Source organism: Amycolatopsis sp. H20-H5 (assembly GCF_035828755.1).
Classification (GTDB): Bacteria; Actinomycetota; Actinomycetes; order Mycobacteriales; family Pseudonocardiaceae; genus Amycolatopsis.
Map to the genome: position 1 here is coordinate 13018 of NZ_JAYMZS010000040.1, position 20158 is coordinate 33175.

The following is a 20158-nucleotide window of genomic DNA, read 5'->3' on the forward strand; positions in this document are numbered from 1 at the left end:
CGGGCGCGCCCACGTTGGTCTCCTGACCCCAGATGCAGGACGGCGGGTCAAGAGCTGGCGGTCACAACGACCTCGCTGCTCATGACCGACGGCCAGCGGGCGACGGCAGTCAGTACACGCCGGTGCACGTCCTCGATGTAGCGACTTGCGAGCGCAGCGGCTTCGTCCGGGTCGTCCTCTGCCAGGATGCGGCGCACCCAGTGCTCCGCCGGCGCAGGGGGGGTGGACACCTGGTCGGAGGTCAGGAGCAGGACCCGGATCCGTCCCATGTCGCCCATGAGCCGCTGGTAGAGGTTGACCAGGTAGGCGTTGCCGGTCGCCTCCGCCAAAATGCCGAAGGTGCCGTTCACGACCTCGATATCGCGGACGACCGAGCCGACGCCACCCTCACCGGCGAGGCGGTCCAGCTCCGCGAAGTTCGCCTCCGCGGCCGCGATCTGCTCCGCGGTCGCGTGCCGGATGCCGAGCCGGATGAGCTCGGGTCCCACGATCTGCCAGAGAATGAACAGGTCGTCGATCGACTTCGGGGTCAACGGGGTGACCTGGTAACCCTTACGTGGCAGCGTCCGAATGAGGCCCTCGTGGTCGAGCCGGGTGAGGGCATCGCGCAGCGGGGCGATGCTGAAGCCGAAGTCGGCCGCCAGCTGTTTTTCCGTCAGCCGCTGCCCCGGGGCGAGGCGACAGGCGATGATGTCCTCACGAAGTCGGCGGTAGGCCACTTCGTTGAGCGAGACGCGCGGTCCGGGTGCATGCGTCACGTGGGACTCCCTCCGACCTCCCGAGGCCGGGAGCATTCGGCGATCAGCGTGCCAGACGCCCCGCCGCGACCGCCGGGCCCCGAGGGTCTATCAGGGCCGCCACGACCACCACCATCGCGGCCCGCCGCGCCAGCAGAGGCCGCGGCCGTCCGACTTCATCCGGGCCGGTCACGCGCGGTTGGCCCGAGACGGATACCCCGCGGGGCCCGGGTCGACCGCCCTTGACACACCGCGCCTTCCCCCCCAACATGTCACAGAACACTTTAAGAAATGTCACAGGCACCTTACGAACGGAGCAGCACCGTGGCTGACGATGCCGACAAGGCAGCTGTCATCGAACTCCTCAACCTCTACGGCTTCGCCCTCGACGCCCACGCCTGGGACCTGTTCGACCGCATCTTCGCCGAGGACGTGGTGGCGGAGTTCGGTCCTGCCGGCAACGCCTGGGTGGGACTGGAGGACTTCAAGCGCTCCTTTGCCGAGTTCCACGAGACCCTCGACAGCCACCAGCACACGATGATGGGCCAGCTGGTCCACGTCGACGGGGACACGGCCAACGCGTTCAGCTACGGCAACTGGCTGCTCATCCGGGAGTCGGCCGAGGACGGCACGACGTGGACGGGCACCGGTTGGTACGACGACGAGCTGGTGCGGACCGAGGCCGGGTGGCGCATCCAGCACCGGGTGTGTCGGCTGCAGGGCTGGACCGGCAACCCGCTCGTGCCTGAGCCCAACGCCGAGCACCGCCCCGACATGAAGCTCAACGTCCTGCAGGAGCACGCCGACGCCGGCAAGGTCGCCTACCTCAACGCCATCCGGGGCCAATAGCAGCACCCCCTCCGGGCGTGAGGTGAGGCCCCTGCCCGACCGGGCGCACCATCGCACGACCCGGCCGGCCCACGTCAGGGGCCCCTCTGCCCCGCGCCGCCCGTACCTATTCGACGACGAGAAGTGGAACCCCATGGTCAACGGCGATCACACGACGACCGACATCCGCACCGGTGTCTTCGCCGGCCCGACGGCTGGCCTGACGTATCAGACCCCGACCCGCCGCGGCGTCACCGACGAGCGCGGCCGGTTCGAGTTCGCAGACGGCGAGGTCGTCTCCTTCCTGCTCGGCGAGCTCGTGCTGGGGTCGGTGCCGGGTGCGCCCACCGTGAATCTGGCGCAGCTGGTCCACCGGGTGGACGGGCGGATCGACAGGCTCCACGACCCGGCCGTCACCAACCTGGCCCGCCTGGTACAGACCCTGGACCGCGACGGTGACGTGGAGTCCGGCGTGACCATCGTGCCCGCCGTGCACGACCTCGTCCCCTCCCTGCTCTCCTTCGAGCAGCCCGAGGCCGCGTTCGAGAGAGCGGTCGAGGACCTGCTGCAGGCCCTCAACGCCGCGCCCGACGTCTACACGGCACGGACGCCGCGTACCCTGCACACCCCCGAGGCCGCCCGCAACGAGCTGCGGCGCAACATCCGCGGCATCGTCAAGACCACCGACGTCCGGATCCCCCTGCGCGACGGGTCGTTCGTCTACGCCGACGTCTTCCGACCGGCCGCCGACGGCCACTACCCGGTCGTCATGAACAAGGGCTTCTACGGCAAGGCCTTCAACCACGACTGCATCGGCAGCCCCGAACAGGCCCAGGAGAAGGAGGCGCTGGAGGACCGCTTCTTCTCCGGCAACCCCGACGGCCTCCAGTACGAGAACCACGAGAGCGTCGACTCGGCGGTCTGGGTCCCGCAGGGCTACGTGTGCATCCGCGTGGACAGCCGCGGCGTCGGCCGGAGCCCCGGACTGCAGGCGCCCTTCAGCGTCCAGCAGTCCGAGGACTACTTCGACGCCATCGAGTGGGCCGGCACCCAGCCCTGGTCCAACGGCAACGTCGGCCTGTGGGGCATGTCGTACCTGGCCATGACCCAGCACATGGTGGCCAGCCTCCAGCCACCCCACCTGAAGGCGATGATCGCCCTGGGCACCGACGCCGACCTCTACAACGAGGCCACCTACGGCGGCGGCCTGTTCGGCGAGGGCTTCTGGATGTGGTGGTGGAAGGCCATGTCCGGCCACAACTTCGTCGGCGAGCAGCGGCCCGAGACCGACTGGATGGCCCGCCTGCGCGCCACGGAGTTCAACGACCCGCAGGCGTACGGCACCAACGGATCGATCTTCATGAGCGCGGACCTGGACCGGGCCACCGCTCCCGTCTGGATCATCGGCCCGCAGACCGGTGTCACCATCCACCAGCTGGGCAGCAGCGAGACGTTCATCCACTCCACCGCGGCGTCGGCCCGCCGCTTCGACTTCGTGGACGCCTGGTTCCCGCACAGCTACGCGGAGTCGACCGTCGCCGAGCACGTGCGGTACTTCGACCACTGGCTCAAGGGCGAGGACAACGGCGTTCTGGACGGGCCGTCCGTCCGGGTCCAGGTCCGGACGGGCAACGGCGCCCACCACGTCCTGCACGAGCAGGAATGGCCGATCGCGCGCACCGAGTACCGGCGTTGGTACCTCGACGCCACCCCCTCGGACTGGACGGGCGACAGCCGGCGAGACGACATCCTCCGGATCGTCGACGAGGCGCCCGACGCCCCGAGCCAGGCGGACTACGAGGCCCACCTGGACCTCGGCCGCCCCACCCTGGCACCCACTGGGCCGGTGGGGGGCACCCCGCGATGGTCCACGGGCGTGTCCTTCGTCAGCGACCCCCTGGCCGAGGATCTCACGCTCGCCGGCTACATGAAGGCCGGTCTGTGGGTGTCGTCGACCAGCACCGACATGGACGTGTTCGTGTCCCTGCGCGTGATCGACGAACACGACCGCGAGGTCCGCTACGAGTCCGTGGTGCTGCCCATCGACCCGGCGCACATCCACCCGGTCGGGCACGGGCTGCTCAAGGTGTCGCACCGCGGCATCGACGAGAAGCGGTCCACCGACTACTGGCCGGTGCACACCCACGCCGAGGCCGACCACCAGCCGCTGCGCAGCGGCGAGGTCGTGCCGATCGAGGTGGGGCTGTACCCGAGCACCGCGCTCATCCGGGCGGGCTCGCGGCTGCGCATCGACATCCAGCCCTACACGCCCGCGGGCATCCCGGTCCGCGCCTACGACCAGAGCTACCACGACGGTGCCCGCAACACCGTCTACACCGGACCCGACCATCCCAGCTACGTGCAGCTACCGATCGTGCCGCCCACCTGACAGGCCGGCCAGCAACGCACCACCGGCGGCCACGACCACCAGCAACGACTCGCACGAACCCCCAGTGGAGATGACGATGACAATGACAACGACGCGTACCAGAGCCGACCGCGCCGCGGCGGTACTGGACAACATGCGCGCCCTGGGGCCGACCCTGCGCGAGCGTGGGCTCGCCGCAGAGCGCGCGGGCCGTCACTCCGACGACACCATCGCCGACCTGGCCGCGACGGGCGCCTTCGACATCGCCAGCCCCGCCGAGCACGGTGGCGCCGAGCTGACCGTGCGCCAGCAGCTCGACATCATCATCGAGGCCTCCAAATGGGACGGATCGTGCGGCTGGATCGTGTGGGGGGGTGCCTCGACGAACTGGATTCCCGCCGGCTGCGGACCTCGCGTCATCGAGGAGGTCTACGGCCCAGAGTGGGCCGGACCCCGAGTCGCCGGTTCGAGCCACTTCCCGGCCTCTCGCGGGCGTGCCCGGCGGGTCGAGGGTGGCTGGGTCCTCTCGGGCGGACCCTGGACCTTCGCCACCGGCTCGCTGTGGGCGCCCTTCACCAACCTGGGGTGCCTCGCCGACGACGGTGACGGGCCCTTCCTCGTCGCCGCCCAGGTGCCCCGTGACCAGCTCCGGTTCCTCGACGACTGGCATGTCGCCGGTATGCGAGGCACAGGCAGTGTCTCGGTCGCTCTCGCGGGCGAGGAGCTCTTCGTTCCCGGCTACCGCGGCATCGATTTCCGGGACATCGCCGGCGGGGCCCTGGACAGCGGACTGGCGGGCTCGCTGTGGAAGGTGCCCAACCTTGGTTGGGCGTTCACGACGATGGCCGGGATGTCCATTGGCCTCGCCCAAGGTGCGCTGGAGCGGTTCCTCGAGCGGTCCGCTGGCCGACCCATCCGTGGCACCACCTACAAGAACCAGCTCGAGGCACCGCTCACGCATCTGATGCTCGCTGAAGTGCACTCCAAGATCCAGTCCGCGACGTTGATGACCCGCGCCAACGCCGCGGAGACGGACCGGCTGGGCACGCTCGCCGCGGCCGGCACCGCGGCCGACCCGGACTACATGCAGCAGTTCAGCGCCCGAGTTCTCCTCGAGACGGCCTACGCGGCCCGCTGGTGCGCCGAGGCGATCGAGCTCCTGCAGAGGAACTCCGGATCCACCGCCATCATGGAGACCGAACCCATCCAACGGGCCTGGCGTGACGCGCGGGTCATCACGTTGCACGGCGCGCTCAACCTCGAAGCCCTCTCCGAGAACTACGGACGGCTGATGGCCGGCAGAGAGCCGCACAAAGTCGCGGGGATCACGACCTTGGACCGCTTCGCACCGGCCCCACAACCCACAGCCACTGCCTCTCCGGCTACGCCCGATTCGATGAGCGCGTCCACCTAAGGCCGGAACAGAACGAGACGACAAGACACGCTGACCGCCTCGTACTGAACGCACCTTTGGGCGCCTCATGATTCCGCAGTTTCCAGACGGCGGAGTGGTTGCGATGCACCCGAACCGACTTCTGCGTGAACCGTAGTGCCAGCCGAGGGCGGCCCCGAATTGTTGGGAGGACTGAACAGTGATACTCGTAGCCGCCGCCAATGGGAACCAAGGCAAGCTGTTGGTCCCCAAGCTGCTGGCCACTGGCCATCAGCTCCGCGCCTGCGTCCGCTCCGACGAGTCGGCGCGCACCCTGCACGCCGCTGGCGTGACGGACGTCGTGGTCGGTGACATGGCCAACTCCGATGTGCTGGCCCGCGCCATGCGCGGTGTGGAGACGGTGTACTACGTGGGGCCAGCGCTTCATCCTGAAGAAGCGCGGATGGGTTTCGCTGCAATCGACGCAGCACAGGACGCAGGTGTGAGTCACTTCGTCTTCAGCTCGGTGCTCCACGCGATCCTCACTGACCTGGTCCAACACCAGAGCAAGCGTGACATCGAGGAGTACCTGGTGTCATCGGGACTTGAGTTCACGATTCTTCAGCCCGCTAACTACATGTTGCGACACAGGCTCGTACCTGCCTTCGAGCAGAACGTGTTCCGCCTGTCCTGGTCCCTTGACCGCTCCCAGTCGATGGTCGACGTGGACGACGTGACGTCGGTGGCGGCGGCCGTCTTGTCTGACCCCCACCGCCACTCCGGTGCCACCTACGAGCTCGTCGCGCCGGGCCAATACACGGCGCACGACCTCGTAGCAGTCATTTCCGGAGTGACGGGACGCACGGTGGCGGCCGAACAGATAAGCCCCGATACCTTTCTCCAGGCTGCTTTCGGGGTCGACAGTCTCAACGACTTCCCCTACCAGACCGAGGTGATGCGGGCGATCAGCGCCAGGTACAGCAGTCACGACTTCATCGGGAACCCCAACGTACTGACGTGGCTACTCGGTCGACCCCCCACGACGTTTGAGCAGTTCGTGCGGCGGGAGTTCCTCAAACTTCACAGTTCAGCGCGTGGCTGAGTCGACGATGCGGCACGCACACGACCAAGGAGCACGGATGCGAACGATGACCGTTGACCTGCCGCGTGGTAGGTCCGCCCGGGCGGGAAGGGTGGACGTGGGCCGAGCCGCTGGGGCGTCCCGTCCTGGGCTCGAGGCTCGGCCCGCGGGAGGGCGAGGGGGCCACCGTAGGGCCTGGCGGGCGGCCGCGGCCTACGTGTCGGCGTTGACGGTCATATCCGTCGCGGCCTGCGGTTCCTCCTCGTCGGGTTCACGCTCCTCCGCGAGCGCTGGCTCGGGGGGACCGGCGAATGTCACGGCAGCCACGGCAGCGATCGCCCCCTTCCAGAGCCCACCGACAACTTCCCGGTGACCGAACCGCTGCCGCAGAAGCTCCCGGCAGGAACAACTTTCGTCTACCTGCAGTGCTCGACGCCCATCTGCGCTCAGGTGGGCAAGCTGCTGCAGGTGAAATGCAGGCCATCGGCGGCAACGCTGAGGCCGCGGCGCTGGCCGGGGTCCCCACCTCGCGAATCATCCTATTCACGTTGGTCACCGGCGGGAAGGTCAGCGGGTTGGCTGGTCTGCTGGAGACGTCCAAGCTGTCCACCGGCGACCCCACGGTGGGGCCAGGCTACCGTTCCTGGTGATCGCCGCCGTGTTCCTGGGGTCCACCCAGATCCGGGGTGGCCGGATGAACATCTGGGGCACCGTTGTCGCCGCCTACGTCCTGGCCACCGGGGTCAAAGGCCTTCAGCTCGCTGGGCTGCCCATCTGGATCCCCGACCTGTTCAACGGCCTCGCCCTCCTGCTGGCCGTGGGGCTCGCAGCGTGGTGCCGGACTCCCACCGCCCGCCGCACGGCGCTGAGTCGCTTCCTGCGTTTGCGGCGCGCGGTATCTGCAGACATACCGAACTGATCGTGCGCGTTCAACCCCGATCCCAGCCATTTCACGGTAACAAGGTGTGGTAAGGAGATTGCATGTCCAAGACCATCGATGGGGCGCTGTTTCGCGAAACGCTGGGCCATTACCCGACCGGGGTAGCTGTCGTTACCGCCGTTGCCGATGATGGCAACCTGGTCGGTATGGTCGTCGGGACTTTCTCCTCTGTATCCCTGGATCCACCGCTGATCGCCTTCTTCCCTGCCACCAACTCGAACAGCTTCGCGTACCTGCGGACCGCCGCCGCGTTCTGCGTGAACGTCCTAGCCTCTGATCAGGAGTCGCTCTGCCGCCAGTTCGCCACCGGCGGAGCCGGCAAGTTCGACGGTGTGTGCTGGCGGCCCGGGCCGCTCGGTTCACCCATCCTCGAGGACGCCGTGTCCTGGATCGAGTGTACTTTCGAGGACATCCGAGAGACGGGCGACCACTACATTGTCGTGGGTCATGTGCACGAGCTCGCGGTCGCCCGATCGACGCTGCCCCTGCTGTTCTTTCAGGGCGGCTACGGGCGGTTCTCGCCCGGGTCGTTCATCGCCACCCCGGACCCCGACCTCATCCAAGCCGCTCAGCTAGCCGAAGCAATCCGATACCGGGTCGAGGACCTCAGCAGCGAGCTCGGGGTCAACTGCGGCATCCTCGTCAAAATCCGAGGGGACGCGGTGCAGGTGCTCGCCGCGAACGGGGGATCCGTCGCCGAGCCGTTTCCCCTCGGCCACCGGCAACCGATCATCCCGCCACTCGGAGCCGCCTTCTTGGTGCACTCGACGCCGTCCGAGATCGAGGCGTGGCTGCAGCGTGCCCCCGAGGACGGTCATAGTCGCCGCGACCTCTACCGCGCCCAGCTCAACAAGGTTCGCGAGTGCGGCTACTCCCTCCTCCTCGCCGCCGAGCCGGGGCTTCTCCAGCGCCAGCAGGCGGCGCTGTCCGCGTTCGAGCTATCCGACCGCTTGCCGCGACACGAGCGCGCAGTACGGCAAGCAACCTCTGAGCTGGCCGCGGTATTCTGCCCCGACCTCCTACCAAGCGAACGGTACGACCTCGCGTCGATCGTCGTACCCATGAGCTCACGGGCGGACCTGCCCCCCATGGCTATCCGGATGACCAGCCTGCCCACCTCGGTGACGACACAACAAATCGAGTTCTGGATTCGCAGACTCCAAGAGGTCGCCGCCACCGCCGGACGGCCGTCACCGAAGGGCGACGGTGACCGGTACGCCAAAAATCGGTGACTGAGGTGCGTCGAGAGGCAGGGGAGGTCCAGATCGACGACCTCGTTGTTCTGTTCAGACGGAGAACCAGACTACGACAAGGAGTATCGAAGTGAGCAAATCACCTGTACCGCCGCGGGGGGCCTCATCTCGCTCCCAACCCGGTATGTCGGTGCGTGAGGCGGCGTTGCCGCCCATCACACCGTTGTTCTGGGTGCTGACGGTCCTGGCAGCTGGCCTGGGTCAAGCAGTTGCCGACTGGCTCATTGACACGGGGGACGGGCTGCCGGGACTCGGTCTCGGCGGGGCTCTCGGAATTGAGGCGGGACTGTTCGTACTTGCACTGACCCTGCAGTTCGCTATGCGTCGATACGTCCCTGCAGTGTATTGGCTCGCGGTTCTCGGAGTGAGCATCTTTGGGACGCTCCTGCCGGACGTGATGCATTTCGCTATCGGCATACCGTCCTCGGCGTTGCCCCTGATCTATGCGCTGGTTCTAGCCATGACCTTCTCGTTCTGGTACCACGCCGAGCGCTCCCTGTCGATCAACACCATCCGAATACGACGGCGCGAATCCACTTACTGGGTGACCGTGCTGCTCATCTTCGCTCTGGGCACCTCTGTCGTTGATCTCGTGACTCTTCAATGGCACGTTGGGTCCCTCGCCGCCACAATGGGCTTCATTGTAGCAATGCTTGCGGTGGGGGCCCTGCACGCACGGATTCGGGGTGCGGCTGTGCTTTTGTTCTGGTCGGCTTACGTCATTGCCAGACCGCTAGCTGGCTCGCTATCGGACTGGCTCATCCACGACGAAGGCGTTAAAGCCAGCACAGTCACACTCGTGGGGATCGTCCTCGCCGTCATGATAATTGGTTCATCGACAGTCGCATATCGCCGTGCCAGTCGGCGGCACGGAGCCACATCAGCCGCGACCATTGAACCCGACTGACGTTTTCCCAGTAGTGACTTGATCAGGTTGCGCGGTCGTACTCGGTGTGAAGCAGGACCGGAGCTGCGGGCCGGGGGCCAGGAAAAGAGAGCTTCGGTACCACCGGCCACAGCTTGGCCAGCACCACCGGGATCAGCACCAGCCTGAGGATGACGTGCAGACCCTCGGTCAACCGGAACAGCCACGACGGGCGGGTGGGCCAGTCGAACGGCGGCAACCGCAGCCACCCCACATCAGTGGGGATGGAGTGGGCGAACTGCGGGCCGCACACGGCCCAGTCCAACAGCCCGGCGATGATCACTATCGGGAGTGCGCCCAGCAGCACCGCCCCGAACACCGCGGTCAACCACGGTCCGCGTCGCGGACTGAGCCACGCCTGCGTCCGCCCAAGCCCAAGTGGCCGGCGCCGCTCCAGCGCTTGCCACAACCCAGCCGGGAACCCGTAGTCCCCACGGCCCCGTTGGTAGTGTCTACCTGCTCGTCGAACAACCCCAGCTCGGTGCCCGAACCCGGCCGCCCGCCCCAACGTCTCCCGCGCCCGGGACACTTGCCCGGTTAGGGCTTGGTTAGGGCCAGCGCGTGCGCCAACCAGAACGTGCACAGCAGGAACGTGCTCTCGGGTCCGTCGAAGCCGTCCCCGCTACGGTAGCGGAACAGCAATCCATGCTCGTCGGACAGGCCTTTCTCGACCATATCGATCGTGGCGAGCAGTCGCGGGTCATCGGGCGTGAGTAGGAACCCGACGATGGCCAGCAACAGCGTGGAGGCGTCCAGCGCGTCGGATCCGTAGAACCGGGTGTAGGCGCCGACCTGTTCGTTTCAGCCGTGGTCCAGGACGGACGCGCGCGGTTCGTCGCGCACCGCCGCCCTGCTCATCGTCGGGCGGAGTTGATCGGTTATGGCCAGGCCGCGGTCCACCCGGGTGTGGGGCGTCGTCCCTCGGGGCGGGTCCGGCGACCTCATCCCCTTTGAGCTTGCTTGACCGAGGACGAGTATGCGGACGATCAGGTTCCGCTTACCTGTCACAATCTACCGAAGCGGACGGAAGACTTCCACTAGCTAACGGGTGATGCATTTCGACGTGTACAGGCGGTCTACCGTCTGACCCACCCGCCAGCGAGGCCATCACACGCAGCCGCTGGACTCGCGTCGCACGGGGCTATGTGTCTGGTAGGCACAGTCGTCGTCGTGCGTTTCCCGGGCCGGACCGGTCGCGAAGTAGAGTCCCTTGGCGGTGCGTAGACGCACCGTGGAGACTTTTCGCGCGAGCAGAGTCATCACTCGTGGTCCGAATGCGATCCGAGTTGTCATGATCGGGTCTCCCATTGGTCGTTGATCGCCGGGGGATGGTGGACGGTCGAATTCGATCGAACTTCGACATCGACTTCGACGTCTTCGATGAGCTGGCGATTGGGGTTGCCGAAGACGTCCGCGAAGACGAGCACCGCGACAGCTATCGCACTCTCGCCTGGTCGTCCGCGACGGCGCGGCAACACTCATGTGGCCACGTCATACCGGTAGGGACCCAGAAACAGAAACAGCCCTGCACAGACCGCGCACAACACGGCCAGGGCCAGCATCGCCGGAGTGTAGGAGCCGAAGCTCTGCCGGCTCACGCTCACCGCATACGCCGCGACCGCGGCGGCCAACTGAAACACCGCGAACGCGATACCGTAGATCTTGCCGAACGCTCGGCGCCCGAAGTATCGAGGAATCAGGTAGCTCAGCACATCGAACTCGGCGCCAATCAACAACCCCGCCAGCGCCGCAGCGACGATCGCCGTTGTCACGTTCGGTCCGGACGCGAACAGCAGCGACGCAACGACGCCACCGCTGAGGTAGACGACCATGATCTGCGACGCCGCGACGCGGTCCAACAGCCACCCGGTGACAAGTCGGCCCACGATGAGCGCCACCCCTAGCGCGGCCGGCATGACGTTCGCGACGCCCGGTGAAACTCCAGCGTCGAGGAGCAGCCGGATCTGGTGAACGAGGATCGCGGAGCCGATCGCCCCGAGCAGGAAAAACGCGCTCAATATAAGCCAGAACGGTCGTCTAGTGGCCGCGACCTTCAGCGTGTCGCCAGTGGCGAAGACACTTGTGGTGCGCGGGCTCGGTTCGGTGAGGAGGAAGAACGCGACCGGGAAGGCGATGAGTGCGATCGCGCCCAGTGCGAGGAATGTCGCTCGCCAGCCGAGCGTACCGATGAGCGCAGCGGCGAGAATGGGAATAAGCACTGTGCCGACCCCGATGCCGGAGTTGGCGACCCCGAGCGCGAGTCCGAGCCGCCGTTCGAACCAGCCCGCGGTGACCCGCAGGTAGGACACCGGCCACAGCCCGAAGCCGCAGAGCGGGATAATGGCCCACGCCAGGTAGAACATGGTCAGGCTGTCGGGCAGGAAGTACATCGCCATCAGCGATAGTGCGAACAGCGGAGCGCTGCACAGGACGAGTCGGCGGCCGCCGAACCGGTCGATCAGATAACCCTGTACGGGTGAGATAACCATGATGGTGACGCTGAGGATGGACGCGCCCAGGGTGATCGCGGGCACGCCCCAGCCGAACTCTCGATCGAGCGGGGTAATGAACGCTCCGAACGTGGTGACCGTGAGCACGCTGGGGCCGCACGTCAGACCGATCAGGGCTGCCACGGCCGTGAGCCAGCCTTTGCGTGCGCCTCCTCGGATGCTGGTGTCAACGCCGCGGAGTGGCTGTTGGGTAGTCATCTGGGTCACACCTCGTCATGCGTCCTTGGAACCTGAATTTTGTCGAGCGGTCACGGCCGAAAGGGCGGTGCGTCGCGACGTGCCGCCGTCGCAAACAGCTGCTGATCACCTGGACGGACGCGTCCTATTGAGACAAGTGCTCTCTTCTGCCGTCGATCACTCGCTACAGCAATAAGAAGGAGGATTCGGCCGGTTATCCGTGCTTTTCTCGCCCGATGCTGGCCTGATCGATGGAGTTGTCGCACGTCAAGCGTCGTCGGTGAGGGTGAGCTGGTGCCCGGTCTCCTGGGCGACGAGCGCGGCTCCGTAGTCGTTACCGTTCGGGGTGCGCGTAATGGTGTGGGTGTGGAACTTGGCCGGATGTTCGTTGGTCAGCATGATTCCCGCGTGGTGTTCGTACTCGATGAGCACCACCGGGCTGTGGATGCGGAAGTAGAATGGGCTGTCGGGCCCGGACCCGCCGATCCAGCACAGCCACGTCTCGTCGAGATGGGCGCGGATGTCGTTGAGGCGCGCGTGATACGGGCCGGGTGGGAGATGCTCGAGGAAGGTGCCGGCCAGCCGGCACAGCAGGTCGCGGCTGTAGGGCGGGAAACTGACGGCGCAGACTCCCTCGTAGGGGATGACACGGTTGTCCTGGAACATGCCGCCCAGGTGCAGTTCGTCACCGAACACTTCCCGGCCGGGTGGGATCGCGGGATCGCGCTTGTCCGGGTAGAGCACCACGGCGTCCCGGATCGAGTCGGGCAGGCCGTGCAGCAGGTTGAGGGCCAACCGGTCCGGTTCGCCGAACAGCCTGGTTCCCGCGTGGGGGCCTTCGTCGATGAGGTTCGGTTCGGCGCCGAGGAACACGGGGCTGGCAACCATCTGCGTGCCGATCACCATGACGTTGATGCAGACGTGGTGCCCGTAGAGCGACCAGCCCCACGGGGCGGTGTCGCTCGGTTCGGCGAAGAGGTTGACGTTGTAGCTGAACTCGTTCATGACGCGCGGGCCGCCGACCAGCCGGCCGAGGAAGTCGTTGGTCCGCATACACCCGCGTATCTTCTCGAACCCTGCTTCGCTGAGGCTGGCCCGCATCAGCGCGAGCACCGCGTCGCGCACGTCGGGCGCGACCTCGTCGAGGCGAAGACCGAAGCGGTTGACGTAGAGCTCCGGATTCATCCACGCGCGCCAGACGCGGCTGTTGAGCGGGTGGCGCACGGCCTGCGACTGCTTGTCGTCGAGCCGTGCCGAGCAGCCGCCGTGCCGCGATCACCAGCTCGCCGGTCGGGGCCGCCTCGGCGCGTCGTGGGTACAGCCCGGGCCGGGGCTCACCGTCGGTGGTGATCCCGCGAAACGATGTGGCGGCGAACAGCCCGGTCCACGCTTCGACCGCGTCGCGGAACGTGTCCTGCTGCAGGTGCCGGTCCACCCACTGATAGGCGTCGAGGTCCTCGATGCCGGTGATCTTCTCGGCATCAGGCGGCATCACGTAGTCGCGGAAGTTCTCGGGCATCAGCAGCAGTCCTCGGCGATCGGTCATGCAGGGCGGGCGAAGTCGAACGTGGCGGTCTCGCTGGTGCGTTACTCCGACAGCGAGTGCGCGGTGTCAGTGATTCGGCTGAGCCAGGAGCGCAGAGCGTGTCCGTGCTGGTCCAGGCGCGGTGGTGGACGGTGGGTGGTTCGGGTGCGCTCAGTCGCCGACGGTGCGAAGAAGCGCAACGGCGGTCCGGGAAGAGTGATCGTGCCCAGAGAGTCGTGCTCGACGTCCACGAGCAGGCCCTGGCTGCGCGTCTGCTCCCACTCGTACACCGCATCGAGGCTGCGCACCGTGCCGGCGGGGATACCCAGGCCGTCCAGGTGGGTGAGCAGATCTGCGGCGTTCCACGTCGAGAAAGCCTTCTCTATAAGGACGATGACCTCGTCGCGCCGCACGACCCGGTCAGAGTTCGTGGCAAGGCCCGGAAGGTCGGCGTCGATGCCGAAGCCGGTAGCGAACCGGCGCCATTGCGCTTCGGTGCCGACCGCGATCTGCACCGACCCGTCGGCGCAGCGGAAGAGGCCGTACGGGGCGATGGCGGCGTGGTGGTTGCCGGCGGCGCGCCCCACCTCCCCGGCGACGGTCCAGCGGGTGCCCTGGAAGGCGTGCACGCCGACGGCCGCCGCCAGCAGTGAGGTGCGCACGATCTGACCGCGACCGGTCCTTTCGCGTTCGTGCAGCGCGGCGAGGACACCGTAGGCGCCGTACATGCCGGCCAGCAGGTCACAGATGGGCGTGCCGAACTTCTGCGGGTCCCCGGGACCGGATCCGGTCAGCGACATCAGACCGCCCTCGCCCTGAGCGATTTGGTCGTAGCCCGGGCGGCCGCCCTCGGGTCCGTCGTGGCCGAACCCGGTGATCGATAAGACCACCAGCCGCGGGTTGAGCTCGTGCAGCCGCTCGGCCCCGAGTCCCAGCCGGTGCATCACGCCGGTGCGGAAGTTCTCGACCAGGACGTCGGCGCGGCGAACCAGTTCCTCCAGCAGCATGAGGTCGGCGGCGTCCTTCAAGTCAAGGCAGATCGATTCTTTGTTGCGGTTGACGGAAAGAAAGTAGGTCGACTCGCGATCGTGCTCTGCGGTCGTCATGAACGGTGGTCCCCAGCCGCGGGCGTCGTCGCCGGTGCCCGGCGCTTCCACCTTGATCACCCGCGCGCCTAGGTCGCCGAGCATCATCGCGGCGTGCGGGCCGGCTACGGCCCGGCTCAGATCCACCACGAACACGTCGCTGAGCGGTCCAGCCGCGTGCTGCTCGGGTGGGTTCGCAGCGCCTGCAGATGTCATCAACGATGTCCTCCTGCTATGGGTACCGAGGCCGCTTGCCCGGTATCGGGCAGTGCACGCGACACGCGCTCCGCCGCGTGTGTCAGGTGGGTGACGTACAGGTCGACGTCGGCGTGGGCGGCATCGGGTGGCAGGCCGTCCACTGTCAGTTGCATGACGACGCGTTGGCGGGCGTCGAAGACGGGAACAGATACGCTGCGAATGCGATAGTGCTGATTCGGGTCGTGCAGATCGTCGGGTTCGTGTTCGCTGCCGAGTTGATCGACCAGTTGCCGGACCGCGCGGCGGCCGTGCGGGGTGAGGCCGTGGAGGGTGGTGTCGTCGACGCTGGATTCGAGCTTGCGCAGGCTGTCGCTCCACGTGGCGACCGACCAGCCGCGGGCGCGGACCCGGTCGACCAGCTGCTGCGGGTCGTGCTGCCGGGTGGCGGTGTCGCCTGCTCGGGCGATCCAGGCTTGGGTGGCCGGCTCGGACCACGCCACCAGCGCGGTGCCCAGTGGGGGGATGTGCGGGAGCCGCTGGCCGACCCGGCTGTAGGTGCGGCCGCCGGCCGGAGTGCCGGCGGTAGCCAGCAGGACGATGTCCTCGCTGACCGCGGCGGAGGCCAGACACTCCACCCGGTTGCGTTCGGCGAGGTCTTCCATGATCGGTCGGGCCACATCGACCAGCCGCAGGTGCTCGACGAGGTCGGCTTCGCCCGCGGCCGCCAGCGACAGCGGCGCGAACCGTCCGTAGCCGCCTTGGAAGAACAGCAGCGGCAACGACGGCTCTGGCGCGTCGAGCGAGGTGACCCGGCCGATGACGATGTCGTGGTCGCCGGCGTCGTGGACGGCGTCCACCGTGCATTCGATCCAGGCGACCGCATTGTCCAGCCGCGGTAGGCCGCCCGGCGACGGTGTCCAGTCGAGGCCGTCGAACTTGCGGTCGCCGCCGGTGGCGAAGGCACGCGACGCCGGCTCCTGGTGTGCCCCCAGCACGTTGACGCAGAACCGTCCGTTGCGCAGGATCGTCGCGGACGTGCGGGACTGCTTGCCGGGCAGGAACGCCACCAGCGGTGGTGACAGCGACACGGAGATGAAGGACCCGACCGTCATTCCGACCGGGCCGCCGGTGTCCCCGCACGAGGTCACCGCGGCGACACCGGTCGGGAAGTGCCCGAGCACGTGACGAAAGTGCTGCGGGTCGATGGGTTCGGACATACTGGGGCTTCCTCGTCGTGGTGGCCGGTCAGGTGGTTCGGCGTTCGAGCACGCTGGTCGACAGCGCCGCGGCGTCGACCCCACACAGCGCCCGGCCGACGTTTTCCAGCCACGTGTCGAGGTGATTGGCCGCGTGCATGCTGCCAGCGAGGCAGTTGCGGGTGATCAGCTGCAGCGGGTTTCGCTTGATGATCGCCGAGGCTCCCGACGCACGGAACAGCGTCTGCACCGCGGCACTGCACGCGTCCCAGATGTAGGCGGCGTCGGTGTGCAGCTGCAGAGCTTCCCGCTCGGACGGGTCCGCGCCCTCGGCCTGATACCGGTCGAGTTCGGCCACCGCGGCGTCGGCCACCCGGCCCGCCGCGCGGATCTGGGCCCAGGCACGCCCGACGCTGTGGTGGGCGACAGGGGCGTCGAGCTGGCGGGCGTAGGGCGAGTAGGGCAAGCTGCGCCGGCCGATGGTGGCCAGGAACGCCTCCATCGCCTGGTCAGCCATGCCCAGGGCGAGGCCCGCGCCGATGATGAGGGAGCGGACGAGCCCTCCGCGGGCCGGGCCGCGTCCCTGGTGGGTGAGCTCCTTGATTTGTGTCGCGAGCTGGGCCGGGTCGCTGAAGCGTTCATCGGGGACGAACAGTTCGCCATCGGTCGCGACGGTCTGGCTGCCGGTACCGGCCAGTCCCATCGCGTCCCAGTCGTCGCGCTCGATCAGCTGATCCTTCGCGACGAGGGCCATGCCGACCTTGTCGTCGTCGGTCTCGTCGTAGAACACCGCCAGGTAGCCGTGGGAGGCGTGGACACTGCCGGTGGCGAAGGGCCAGGTGCCCCTGATCATCCAGCCGCCCTCGACCTGGCGGGCGGTGCCGGACATGCGTCGGCTCGTGCCGCCGAGGGCGAAGGTGCGGTTGCCGACCCAGGGCGACTCGTACACCGGAGCGATCACGTCCTCGGGAAAGGCACAGCTCCACAGGTTGCCGCCGGCCGCGGCCCAGACCACCCAGGCGGTCGCCCCGCACCCGGAAGCCAGCGCCCGGATGATGTCGTGGGTCTCCCGGGTGGTGAACTCGGCGCCGCCGTAGCGTGCCGGGGTCGTCAGGCTGAAGATGCCGGCTTCGTCGAGACGCTCGATGGTCTCCTGCGGGATTCGGCGCTGGGCCTCAGCGTCGGCTTGGTGTTCACGCAACCACGGTGTCATCTCCGCGACGTGCGCGAGGATTTCCTGGGCGTGGGGCCGGTCAACGGCCACGGTGCCGTTCATCGCCATGTGTTCCTCACCTCATATTTTAATTGCTTGCTGCGGTTGCTGCGTGCTCAGGCTTCGGCAGCCGGCACGACGGGCAGCTGCATGTAGCTCGGGTACTCGGGGCCAGTGAAAATCGTGTTGCGGGCCCCAACGTGATAAGACCGGTCGTAGGCGTGGCGCATCCCGTGCCCGGTGCCGGTGTAGGGCTGGATGTCGACGCGCAGGCGCTGTCCCTTCCGGATCACGCAGGTGTTCGGGATGATCTCGACCTCGACGGGCACGATCTCGTCCTCGCGCAGCGGTGCGTGGTCGGCGCGCAGGTGGGTGTGCTTGGGCCGGAAGTTGGTCGAGCGCTGCAGGTCCAGCGCGCGATGCGACGCCTTGAGCCAGCCCTTGGCCAGTGGGTAGAACCGCGTGGAGATGCCGGGAATCAGTGCCGGGCCGCAGAAGTCGACTTCCCGGTCGTGCTCGTCGAGCACGCGGAGGGCGACGAAGATGTCCATGTCGTGGCTGGTGGAGGCGACCCAGACGACGAGTTTGCTGTAGCCGGCGAGCACGGTGTCGTCCTCGAACGGTGCGCTGAGGAAGGTGGCTCCGTGCGAACAGGGCGCCGCGGTCATCGTGTCCGCGGGGACCGTTGGTGCTGGGGGCCGGCGGACTTCGGCCACGTCGACCTCGGCCGAGAACGCCACCGAATCCTCGACATCGGCCGAGTAGGTCACCGACTGCTGCTCGACGGGGATGGCGTCTATCAGGCGGCCGACATTGTCGCAGCCGTTGTGCTCGTCGTGCGGCGGTGTGGCGTCGAGGTACCACTTGACGTACTCGGTGCGCGCGATCGGCCATTCGTGCTCTTCTTGCAGGTACGATCCGCCGCGTCCGGTGCGGATCTCGAGACGCACCGGTGGGGTGTCCATGATCCCGTTGTCGGCGCCTTTGAGCCAGTGGTCGAAGAACGCGACATGGTCTTCAACCGCAGTGGCGGAGTAGGACTTGACGAACCAGTCTTCCCAGAAGTCGATCTTTTTGTTCGGCGTGGGGGTGTTGAGGTAGGTTTCGCTGCTGCCGAGCTGGTGGAAGTTGGCGGGATGCGCCGTCGCGGCCACCGCCCACAGTGGGGTGTCGACCTGGGTGAGGTCAGGGCTCATTAGGACCTCGGACCGGGGTCCGAAGATCGCCGCGGGGTCGGAGTCTTTGAAGGGGGTGGCCCGCGCCGCGGCCAGGAAGTCTGTGGCGTCGATGTCGCCGCAGATCGCGGGCACGATCCCGTTGGCGAACCAGCCGGGGAAGAACTCCTCGTTGAGGATGCCGCCGGTGTACGCGACTTCCTCGTAGAGGTCGGTGTCCGTGCCGATGGCGATCATCGCTTTGAGGTGCGGCGGTCGGAGGCTGGCCACCGCGTGCTGATTCACTGCGTAATAGGACATGCCCCACAGGCCGACGTTGCCGTTCGACCAGGGCTGAGCACCGGCCCATTCGATCGCGTCGTAGTACGCCTCGGCTTCCCCGATTCCCCAGATACCCAGGGTGCCCGGGCTTTTGCCGGCGCCCGGGCTGTCAACGCGGACAAGGGCGTAACCGCGTGGAATCCACGTCGCGGTGTTGATGCTTTCGTGGTTCTCGTACTCGTACCCGTCCGGGTTGCCGCGAAAGTAGCGGTCTTCCATCGCCTCGTGGCGTTCGGCGTCCTGCTCGTCGCAGATGGAGTGATGGACGAACGCTCGGCCGTAGACACCGCAGTTCATGACGACGGGGACCGGCTCGTCGCTGTCCGGGCGAAAGACATCGGCGTAGACGAACGAGCCGTTGCGCAAGGGGATCTTGACGTCGCGGAATCGCCTGATACCGAGGATGTTGCGGCGAACCTCGTTGCGCGCCGCGGCTGGGGAGGTGAGGGCGCGTGGCACGGCGTCACTGAGGAGTTTCGACTGGTTCAGGTCCTCCAGCAGTTGCGCGACGACCGGATCGTCGGTGAAGGCTTGAACCGGATCGGCCGGAGCGCCGGGCAGGGACATCACCTGGTAGCGGAAGTCGATGGCACGATCGGCCACCAGCTCGTGCATCTGCGGCGACACAGTGATTCCGTTGTCCGGGTTGCCGTCTTCGTCCAGCGTCAGCAGGAACCGGGCGATGTTAGTGAGTGCCGGGTCGGCCACCTTGCTGAGGTTTCCGTCAACTCTCGCGACGAGGTCGGCGATCGTGAGGCGTTCTGCACCGCGCACTACGCCGACCATCACCCGGCCGACGGAGAACGTGACGACCTCCCCGTCGCGGAAACGGAACGTCCCCGCGTGGTCGGTGACGCCCGAGCACGTAGGGGTGTCGAACTGCAGACCTGCAACGGGTCCGGCGAGCTTTCCCTCACGCACCATGGCACTTCCCTGTCCATTGAGGCCCTGAACTGTCCATTGAGGCCCTGAACTCAAACATCCGTATCTTTCGTGTCTTTTGCTACTCTGATGCGACGGCGGTGGTCTGTCAAGTTCACCTGCACTACATGGTGAGCCGTCCAGTCCGCGTCCTGCGAGCCCGACAGCCGAAACACTCCACCTCGAGAAGGAGCCCTTCGTGGCGACGACCGGCAGTACAGCGATCGCGCGCAGCGCTGCATCGACCGTGCCCACTGAGTCACGACGTCGTGACGCTGACGCGGCATCAACATCCCGATGCGCAGCATGACCGCGGGCGCCGCTCTGCCTCAT

16 protein-coding genes and 2 pseudogenes are annotated in these 20158 nt (G+C 67.2%); 8 read left to right on the forward strand and 10 right to left on the reverse strand.

The window, feature by feature from the left end:
• Positions 1-47: 47 nt before the first annotated feature.
• Positions 48-758, reverse strand: coding sequence for a GntR family transcriptional regulator (locus tag QMK34_RS22285; RefSeq protein ID WP_326416144.1), 711 nt, complete (start codon positions 756-758; stop codon positions 48-50).
• Between the two features lie 303 nt (positions 759-1061).
• Between QMK34_RS22285 and QMK34_RS22290 the strand changes: the two genes are divergently transcribed.
• The 8 genes from QMK34_RS22290 to QMK34_RS22325 all read left to right on the forward strand — a co-directional run bounded on the left by QMK34_RS22290 (position 1062) and on the right by QMK34_RS22325 (position 9486).
• A complete protein-coding gene (locus QMK34_RS22290) occupies positions 1062-1586 on the forward strand; it encodes a nuclear transport factor 2 family protein (protein WP_326416145.1) in 525 nt (174 codons plus the stop codon).
• Positions 1587-1719: 133 nt separating this feature from the next.
• Positions 1720-3954, forward strand: coding sequence for a CocE/NonD family hydrolase (locus QMK34_RS22295; RefSeq protein WP_326416146.1), 2235 nt, complete (start codon positions 1720-1722; stop codon positions 3952-3954).
• Positions 3955-4030: 76 nt separating this feature from the next.
• Entirely contained in the window at positions 4031-5347 is a 1317-nt protein-coding gene (locus QMK34_RS22300) for an acyl-CoA dehydrogenase family protein (protein ID WP_326416147.1), read from the forward strand.
• Positions 5348-5525: 178 nt separating this feature from the next.
• Complete coding sequence (locus QMK34_RS22305; protein WP_326416148.1) at positions 5526-6407, forward strand: SDR family oxidoreductase; 882 nt, start codon at positions 5526-5528, stop codon at positions 6405-6407.
• A gap of 452 nt (positions 6408-6859) precedes the next feature.
• The gene (locus QMK34_RS22310) at positions 6860-7036 is read left to right on the forward strand and encodes an ABC transporter permease subunit (protein ID WP_326416149.1); all 177 of its coding nucleotides are present in this window, start codon (positions 6860-6862) and stop codon (positions 7034-7036) included.
• Positions 7033-7305, forward strand: a complete 273-nt coding sequence (locus QMK34_RS22315) for a hypothetical protein (protein WP_326416150.1) — start codon at positions 7033-7035, stop codon at positions 7303-7305. The genes QMK34_RS22310 and QMK34_RS22315 overlap by 4 nt, the downstream gene beginning before the upstream one ends.
• 62 nt (positions 7306-7367) lie before the next feature.
• The gene (locus QMK34_RS22320) at positions 7368-8558 is read left to right on the forward strand and encodes a flavin reductase family protein (protein ID WP_326416151.1); all 1191 of its coding nucleotides are present in this window, start codon (positions 7368-7370) and stop codon (positions 8556-8558) included.
• Between the two features lie 193 nt (positions 8559-8751).
• Positions 8752-9486: a hypothetical protein gene (locus tag QMK34_RS22325; RefSeq protein WP_326416152.1), complete on the forward strand. Its 735-nt coding sequence runs from the start codon at positions 8752-8754 to the stop codon at positions 9484-9486.
• Positions 9487-9508: 22 nt separating this feature from the next.
• Here QMK34_RS22325 and QMK34_RS22330 read toward each other — a convergent pair whose 3' ends face one another.
• The 9 genes and pseudogenes from QMK34_RS22330 to QMK34_RS22370 form a co-directional block, all read right to left on the reverse strand.
• Positions 9509-9832 (reverse strand): hypothetical protein, encoded by a 324-nt coding sequence (locus tag QMK34_RS22330; RefSeq protein WP_326416154.1) that lies wholly within the window; start codon positions 9830-9832, stop codon positions 9509-9511.
• 209 nt (positions 9833-10041) lie between these two features.
• Positions 10042-10281 (reverse strand): annotated as a pseudogene (locus QMK34_RS22335) (glycoside hydrolase family 15 protein); the annotation flags it as partial.
• Between the two features lie 512 nt (positions 10282-10793).
• Positions 10794-10931 carry a hypothetical protein gene (locus tag QMK34_RS22340; RefSeq protein ID WP_326416155.1) on the reverse strand — a complete coding sequence of 46 codons (138 nt, stop codon included), beginning with the start codon at positions 10929-10931 and terminating at the stop codon, positions 10794-10796.
• A gap of 51 nt (positions 10932-10982) precedes the next feature.
• Complete coding sequence (locus QMK34_RS22345; RefSeq protein WP_326416156.1) at positions 10983-12212, reverse strand: MFS transporter; 1230 nt, start codon at positions 12210-12212, stop codon at positions 10983-10985.
• A 246-nt stretch (positions 12213-12458) separates the two neighbouring features.
• A pseudogene (locus QMK34_RS22350) lies at positions 12459-13433 on the reverse strand (DUF3500 domain-containing protein); the annotation flags it as partial.
• A gap of 345 nt (positions 13434-13778) precedes the next feature.
• A complete protein-coding gene (locus QMK34_RS22355; RefSeq protein WP_326416157.1) occupies positions 13779-15017 on the reverse strand; it encodes a CaiB/BaiF CoA transferase family protein in 1239 nt (412 codons plus the stop codon).
• Positions 15017-16216 carry a flavin reductase gene (locus QMK34_RS22360; protein WP_326416158.1) on the reverse strand — a complete coding sequence of 400 codons (1200 nt, stop codon included), beginning with the start codon at positions 16214-16216 and terminating at the stop codon, positions 15017-15019. Before QMK34_RS22360 ends, QMK34_RS22355 begins: the two co-directional genes overlap by 1 nt.
• A 28-nt stretch (positions 16217-16244) precedes the next feature.
• Entirely contained in the window at positions 16245-17471 is a 1227-nt protein-coding gene (locus tag QMK34_RS22365) for an acyl-CoA dehydrogenase family protein (protein WP_326416160.1), read from the reverse strand.
• Between the two features lie 53 nt (positions 17472-17524).
• Positions 17525-19828, reverse strand: a complete 2304-nt coding sequence (locus tag QMK34_RS22370; RefSeq protein WP_326416161.1) for a CocE/NonD family hydrolase — start codon at positions 19826-19828, stop codon at positions 17525-17527.
• Between the last annotated feature and the right edge of the window lie 330 nt (positions 19829-20158).